Annotated in this window: 3 protein-coding genes; 2 read left to right on the plus strand and 1 reads right to left on the minus strand. The window is 67.6% G+C overall.

Annotated features, from left to right (window positions below):
- Positions 1–701: 701 nt before the first annotated feature.
- Positions 702–4,157 carry an SNF2-related protein gene (locus ACFQ50_RS06925; RefSeq protein WP_377994790.1) on the minus strand — a complete coding sequence of 1,152 codons (3,456 nt, stop codon included), beginning with the start codon at positions 4,155–4,157 and terminating at the stop codon, positions 702–704.
- 249 nt (positions 4,158–4,406) lie between these two features.
- Here ACFQ50_RS06925 and ACFQ50_RS06930 point away from each other — a divergent pair, with 249 nt between their 5' ends.
- Together ACFQ50_RS06930 and ACFQ50_RS06935 are read left to right on the plus strand one after the other, a co-directional pair.
- The gene (locus ACFQ50_RS06930) at positions 4,407–5,276 is read left to right on the plus strand and encodes a hypothetical protein (RefSeq protein ID WP_377994791.1); all 870 of its coding nucleotides are present in this window, start codon (positions 4,407–4,409) and stop codon (positions 5,274–5,276) included.
- Between the two features lie 199 nt (positions 5,277–5,475).
- On the plus strand, positions 5,476–7,197 hold the full coding sequence (locus ACFQ50_RS06935) for an Ig-like domain-containing protein (protein WP_377994792.1): 1,722 nt from the start codon (positions 5,476–5,478) through the stop codon (positions 7,195–7,197).
- Positions 7,198–7,219: the final 22 nt, after the last annotated feature.

Raw genomic sequence — 7,219 nt, forward strand, 5'->3', positions numbered from 1 at the left:
GGATGATGGTTAGTTGGTCTGACCATCTGATGTTGCAACCTTCCCATGGGGCCGGCGAATGTGTCAAGCGTCACTGCCGCGGCGGGTGCGCGGCCGCCGCGGGGCCGTGCTGCGTAGTCGCGAGTGCTGCGCGCGGCAAAGACGGGTAGTCACCCCCCGTGACTTACCTGGCCGGGCGCCGTTGAATGGTCTGACACTCATCGGGGTACGGGGAAGAGCACAGGCAGCAGTTCAGGAGACAGCACAAGCGACGGAGGAGATGGCATGGACGGGAGCAGGCCATGAGTTCCGGACTGGCGTCAGCCGTACAGTTCGCCGGGTCCCTGCCGGGGTCCATCCTGCTGACGCTCGGGCAGGCCCTCGTGGTGGTGTGTGCCTGTTCGGACATGGTCCGGCTGCTGTCCGTGCCGCGCTCCCACCGGCGGTACCTGGCCAACACTGTCTTTCGCACCCTGGCCCCGCCGGCGATCCTGGCCACCGCGGTCAGGGCGCTTCTCGACGCTGCCGCCGGCGTCTGGCCCAACGTCCCAGCCGGGATGTTCGTACTGGTGGTGCTGATCTACCGATGGCGCACCGACACCGACGAGGACAGCTGGTGGAAGGGCAAAGGCAAGGCCCTGACGCGGTGGCTCAGCAGGCGGACCGCCCTCGGGCTTCGGCCCGCCCCGGCCGCAGCGATGGCTGCGTCAGCCGCGAACCCGTCAGTCGTTGAAGAGCCCCGCCAGGTCCTCGGCCGTGAGCGCGCCGCCCGAGAGGGCGTCCCCTTCCATCACGTCGGCGAACAGCTGGGACTTCTTGGCCTTCAGCGCCATGACCTTTTCCTCGATGGTGTCCTTGGCCACCAGCCGGTACACCATGACGTTCCTGGCCTGGCCGATGCGGTGCGTCCGGTCCACCGCCTGCGCCTCTGAAGCCGGGTTCCACCACGGGTCGAGCAGGAACACGTAATCGGCCTCGGTGAGGTTGAGGCCGAACCCGCCGGCCTTGAGGCTGATCAGGAACACCGGCGCCGTGCCGTTCTTGAACTCATTGACGACGTCGGAACGGTTCCGGGTGCCGCCGTCGAGATAGCAAAACTCAATGTTCTCTTCGGTGAGGCGCTCGCGGACCTTGCCCAGGAAGCCGGTGAACTGGCTGAAAATGAGGGCGCGGTGGCCCTCGGCCACGAGGTCCTCCAGCTGCTCGAACAGCACGTCCAGCTTGCTGGACCGCACGCCGGACAGGGACTCATCCACGAGCGTTGCGTCCAGGCTGAGCTGGCGCAGCAGAGTCAGCGACTGGAAAATGGTGAAGCGGTTCTTGTTCACGTCCTCGATGAGGCCCAGGATCTTCTGCCGCTCGCGCTGCAGGTGGGTCTGGTAGACCTTCTGGTGGCGCGGGTTGAGCACCACCTCCAGGATCTGTTCCTGCTTGGGCGGCAGGTCCTTGATGACCTGCTCCTTGGTGCGGCGCATCATCAGCGGACGGACCCGACGGCGGAGCTTGTCCAGTTGCCCCCTGTCACCGTTCTTCTCCACCGGCTTCTGGTAGTACTCGGCGAACCGTGAAGGGCTCGCGAACAGCCCCGGCGCCACGATGGAGGTCAGGGCCCAGAACTCCATGAGGTTGTTCTCCAGCGGCGTGCCCGTGATGGCAAGCTTGAACGCGGCCGGAAGCTTGCGGGCGCACTGGTAGGCCTTGGACTGGTGGTTCTTCACGAACTGGGCCTCGTCCAGCACCAGCCCGGCCCAGCGCTGTCCCGCATAGGACTCGTAGTCGATCCTGAACAGCGCGTAGGACGTGATGACAATGTCCGCCCCGGCCATGGCCCCGGCGGGATCGGCGCCGCTCTTGGCGAACGTCTCGCCCACGGCGCGGACGGTCAGGCCGGGCGCGAACCGGGCGGCCTCGGCCTCCCAGTTGCCCACGACGCTGGTGGGGGCCACCACCAAAAAGGGCGTCCCGCCGTCGTTCCCTGATTTGGGGTCCGCTGTTGCCGCGCCCGGTGTCTTTGCGTCCCCTTCCGTAACGTCCGCGGAAGTTGCGGCGTGTTCCTTGGCTGCGCACATCAGGGCCAGCGCCTGGACAGTCTTTCCCAGGCCCATGTCGTCCGCGAGCACGCCGCCGAGGCTGTGGCGGTACAGGAAGCTCAGCCAGTTGTAGCCCTCCAGCTGGTACGGGCGCAGCTCCGCGTTGAGGGTGGCCGGGAGCGGCAGGCCCTGGACGCCGTCCGCCAGCAGCCCGCCCACCGCCGCGCGCCAGGCGGACGCCTGCTCGTCCACGATCCCCAGCTGGGCAAGTTCATCCCACAGGCCGGCCTGGAAGCGGCTGATCTGCAGCGGGGCGTCCTTGTCGCCGGGGTTGTCCTGAAGCGAGCGGGCCTCATCGATCAGCGCCCGCAGCTGGTGCAGCTCCGGCAGGTCGAGGGAGAAATACGCGCCGCTGGGCAGCAGCATGCGCGTCTGCCCGGCGGCGAGGGCGGAGAACAGGGCAGCGAAGGAAACCGGCTGGCCCTCGAGGGTGATCACGATGCCGAGGTCGAACCAGTCGCGCTGGTCGGTGGCTTTCGTGGAGATGGCCACCACGGGGGCTTCCTCGGCCTCCCGGTAGTCCGCGATGTCGCCGGAGGTGTCCACGTCGACGCCGGGCGTGTTCCGCAGCCGGGGGAGCACCTCCTCCGTGAAAGCCAGGGTGTCCAGCCCGCTCAGCTCCGCGGTGGCCGCGAGCCGCGGCGTGCCCCAGCCGCCGCTGGCCGACTCGCCCAGCTTGGGCACCACGTCCCACGGCTGGCCCACGGCCTCCAGGATCCGGGCCTCGGCCGGATCGTCACGGTAGCCATGGTCGCCGGGGTGGCGCCAGAGCGGCTGCGCGGTGACGATGGTGCCGGACTTGTAGTGCCACTCCCAGTGCAGGCGCACGCGGTGGTCGGTGCCGTAGTTGGCCAGCAGCGACAGTGTCGGGATGGCGAGCTCGGGCAGCTCGACGGACTCGTCCGCCGCCGTCACGCGCGCGGTCTGCTTGAGCTTGGGGTAGAACCCGGTCAGGAAGCGGCCTTCATCCCGTTTTGGGATGTGCAGCGTGTTGCCCGCCGTGACGAAGGCCAGCAGCTCCTCGCTCAGTCCGCTCTCCAGCGGGGCAAGCGTGATGGTCTCGTCCGCGGCGACGCCCGGCAGCGAGTCCCCGCTGGACGTGAGGAAAATACCGTGCGCCGGGCGGCCGATGGTGCCCACCGACGCCGGATCAACCTCGGTGCCGTCGACCGTGATGGTGGACGCGAGCTCCAGGCCCCCGTCCTGGGTGCCGCTTCCGTAGCGGCCCAGGTTCAGGCCCACCGCCGCAGGCTCCGCCGCCACGTTCACGGGCTCCTGGCCGCGGCTGTGCACCAGGGCGACGCCGAGCTGCCGGGCTTCCTCCAGCAGGCCCCACAGGTTCTTTCCGGCGAAGGTGTTCAGCCCCAGCCAGAGGGACGACGACGACGAGTACGCACGGCTGGCGCCGGCGGTGTGCGCCGCGAGGAAGGTCTGCATCCACTCCACGTGGGCCTGGTTGCACTCGCGTTTGAAGCTCAGGTAGCTCAGGGTGTTCCACGAGACGTCGCCGCGGATCCATTTGCCCTTGGCGCCCATGATGACAGGGCGGGCCTTGAGCTGGCGGACGCTCCGGAGCGGATCCCGGCGGCCTGTGTAGGAGAAGTGCGGGGCCGGTTCCTCCACCTCGAACTGCAGGGCCAGGGGCGTGCCGCCGCTTTGCTGGGCAGGGCCGGCCTGCGAAATCAGGGGGCTGAGCGCCTGCTCCCAGTCCGAGAGTGCCGGCACCGACTTTTCCCGCGACACCCTCGAGACGTCCGCGGGGGACAGGAGCTGCACCCGCACGGCCGCATTGTCTTCGGCCGCGAACAGGAGCGCGGCCACATGCTTGCAGTCCTTGCGGACCGGGCAGCTGCAGACCCCCACCGTGCAGCTCCAGCCGCCGCCCTTCCGGACCAGCTTGGCCGTGGTGGAGTACGGCACTTCGGAGCCGCCCCGGACCCTGCCGAGCATCAGGCCGGTGGCGGCGTCGAACGAGATCCCGGCGACACGGCCGCCCATGGCATAGGCGAGCCCGGCCGCAAGGGAGCGGTCGTTGATCGCGGGGGTCTGGATTGCCAGTGCCGCACTGTCGTCCGGTTGGGAAGGCATGGGTGCGCGCTACTTTCGGCAGGTCGAAAATCTGCAGGTTATCTGATCCATCTTAGTCGGGCGGGAGGGGCCCTCAAATTTGCCGCCGCCCGCCGTCGTTCCCTGCTGTTTTGTCCTGCGGTTGTCCCCACGGGTGATGCGGCGCAAACTTCGCCTGACGTTCATTTCGCCCTAAACCTGCGGGCGCGCAGCGGCGCGTACGTTGGGAGAGTCCTGAGCATCACCGGCTTTCTGCAGTAAGGATTTCCCATGACTTCCAGCGAATACCCCGTTGTCCTGACCGTCGAAGGCGCCGCGGGCGGCGACAGTGCCAATGACGCAGAGACCGTCGATTCCAACGTTGCCGTGGTGAACGCCATGTACCAGGAGCTCCTCGGTTCGGGTGAAATCGCGCCCAGCGCCCTGCGCAGCTATTTCGTGGACTTTTATCTGACTCAGTCCCTCGGCGGCGGCTTTGCGCAGTATGTGTTCACCGCCCCGGACCGTGAGGAGCTCGACGCTTACATCCGCGAGGGCCTGGAAGGCATGGGCGCCGCCGGGCACGTTGACCTCTTCGACCGCACCGTGGAGGCGTTCGACTCCCTGTCCGAGGAGGAAGCGGATATCTACCTGGACGGCGCGGCCGACGCAGGGGAGGACAGCGAGCTGCCCGAACGAGTGCAGGCCATGGAGGACCTCGACGCCGAATTCGAATCGCTCCTCGAAACGGAGGACATCGTGGCACTCAACGCGGCGTGGCTGCGCGGTCAGGAGGGTCTGCTGGTCCTGAACGACGACGAGATCACCGCGCACATCGCCAAGCGCGTGGCGGCGCTGCCGGACCTCGAAGAGCGGCGCGCCGAGGCCGAGGAAGAGGCTCTGGAGAACGCCCCGGAATTCGAGGTGATCATCCGCGAGCTGTGCGACATCGCCGGATACGAGCTGCAGAAAATCACCATGGGCGACCCGAACTACGACCACAACGGTGAAACGGTGCTCGCCTGGCGCTTCAGCACCGACCACGGCGACTTCCTCATGATCGAGGACGATGACGAGGCCTTCATGCTCAACCCGGAGACCAAGGAAATCGTGGCCGCCGTCGAGTTTGAGGAGCTGGACGAGGACCTCGTAGAGGCGTAGCGCGGAGCGGGCCGGCCGGCGTTTCCCGGCGCCGGCCGGCCGTGTGTCGGCCTTGTTGAGGGGTTTCATAGGGTTTTATTAAAGGTTTCCGCAGGGTGGCGTCCAGATACTGGCATTCTCTTCAGATCATGGACCTGAAGAGGATCACCCCGCTGGGTCTCAGCCGGGTGAAGTCTGGGGCCTTTGAGGGGAGCTTTCCATGAAACCTGCAAGAATTCGTCCACGCCTGGCAGCAGCCGTCACGGCCGGCGCGCTGCTGGCGCTGGCCGTTCCTACCGCTGCGGTTCCGGCTTTTGCCGTCATCAGTGACCCGGGAACGCACATCATCACCGTTTTCCCGGAACGGGACATGGTCTCCGCCGAAGGATACGCTGCCGGCGACCGTCCCACGATCCAGGTGCTTCGCGGCGGCGCGGTCATCGGCACGGCGTCCAACCTGGTGCCCGTGGCCGGCATCGTGGAAGTCAACCATCCCGGCGGAGGATGCTGGGAAGGCACCACTCCGGACATCCGCTCGGGTGACGTGATCCGTGTTCTGACAGCGCCCGACGTCGGCGACCAGACGTTCGTAGGCAACGTCACCGTCACGCAGCCGGCCACCAAGATCAACGCCAGCACCGTAGTCATGAAGGGCACCGCTGCTGCACCCGGCGGCGGGCAGCTTCCGGCGGACCAGCTGGAAGCCAGGGTGGTGGCAGGCAACCAGTCGTTTGCGCTCAACGGGCGGCGCACGCTGCGTGCCGGTGCCCCGGGTTCGGGCGAAGACGGCGTCGTTGTTTACGACGGGCCGGGCCTCACCACCTGGACAGCCACCTGGACGGGTCTCGCCGGGGTTGGCGCCGACGGCGTGTCCGACGCAGACCGCGCGTCATCACCGACCACCTCCGAAAGCCGGGGCATGTGGCTGGGACGCAACGCCGCGACCGGCAATGAAGTCACGATTTTCGAGTACGCGGCGATCGGCGGGCCGGCGGCCCCGTGCACGGCGCCGCTGGCCAAGGGGCCGAGCACGCCTGACCTGACGGCCGCGACCGACACGGGCCGGTTCAACACGGACAACATCACGCGCAGCACCACCCCCGCCTTCGCAGGTGCAACCGCATTGCCGGACGCAGCGAGCGTCAACCTCTACATTGACGGTGTGGCCAGCGGCTCGGCGTCAGTGGCAGCGAACGGCAGCTACTCCATCACGTCCAACCGGCCGCTGGCCAACGGCCGGCACACCGTGACGGCAGGGGAAGTCAGCCCGGGCGGCGTCGAGACACGGTCCACCGGGTCCCTCGCCATCACGGTGGACACCGTGGGACCCGTGGTTACCGCCAAGGGCCCGGCCGTCAACTCAATGATGGCCAGCCAGACAGCCAACGTCACGGCAACCTTCAACGAGGCGATCGCGGGACTGGGAACGGCGTCCTTCACCCTGAAGAACTCGGCAGGTGCGCTCGTCGCGGCTCCGGTCACGTGGAATGCCACCACCCGGGTTGCCACCCTGAACCCGAATGCGACGCTGGCGGCTGACCGGAAACACACCGCAACGCTGACGGCGGGCATCACGGACATGGCCGGCAACCCGATCGCGGCCAACTCCTGGGCGTTCACCACGGGACCGCGGCCGGTGGTGACCGCCAAGTCCCCGGGCACGAATGCAACGGCCGTCAGCCGCACCGCCAACGTCACCGCGACCATCAGCGAGAATGTGACCGGCGTCGCCAACGGAACATTCGCCCTCCGGAACGCCGCCACCGGCGCCCTGGTGAGCTACGCCGTCAGCTACAACGCCTCCACCCGGGTGGCAACGCTGAACCCGAATGTGACCCTGGCGGCCAACACGCGGTACACGGCCACCATTTCCACCAGCATCAAGGATGCCGGCGGGAACCCGCTCAGCGGTCTTTCCTGGAGCTTCACCACAGGACGGTAGCCGCGCAGCATTGCAGGACCTC

The sequence above is a fragment of the Arthrobacter sp. NPDC056493 genome (assembly GCF_042795115.1).
Classification (GTDB): domain Bacteria; phylum Actinomycetota; class Actinomycetes; order Actinomycetales; family Micrococcaceae; genus Arthrobacter.

Excerpts from the sequence above, each read along its gene's own strand:
- ACFQ50_RS06925 (WP_377994790.1), bottom strand. The coding sequence starts at position 4,157 with ATGCCTTCCCAACCGGACGACAGTGCGGCACTGGCAATCCAGACCCCC.
- ACFQ50_RS06930 (WP_377994791.1), top strand. The coding sequence starts at position 4,407 with ATGACTTCCAGCGAATACCCCGTTGTCCTGACCGTCGAAGGCGCCGCG.
- ACFQ50_RS06935 (WP_377994792.1), top strand. The coding sequence starts at position 5,476 with ATGAAACCTGCAAGAATTCGTCCACGCCTGGCAGCAGCCGTCACGGCC.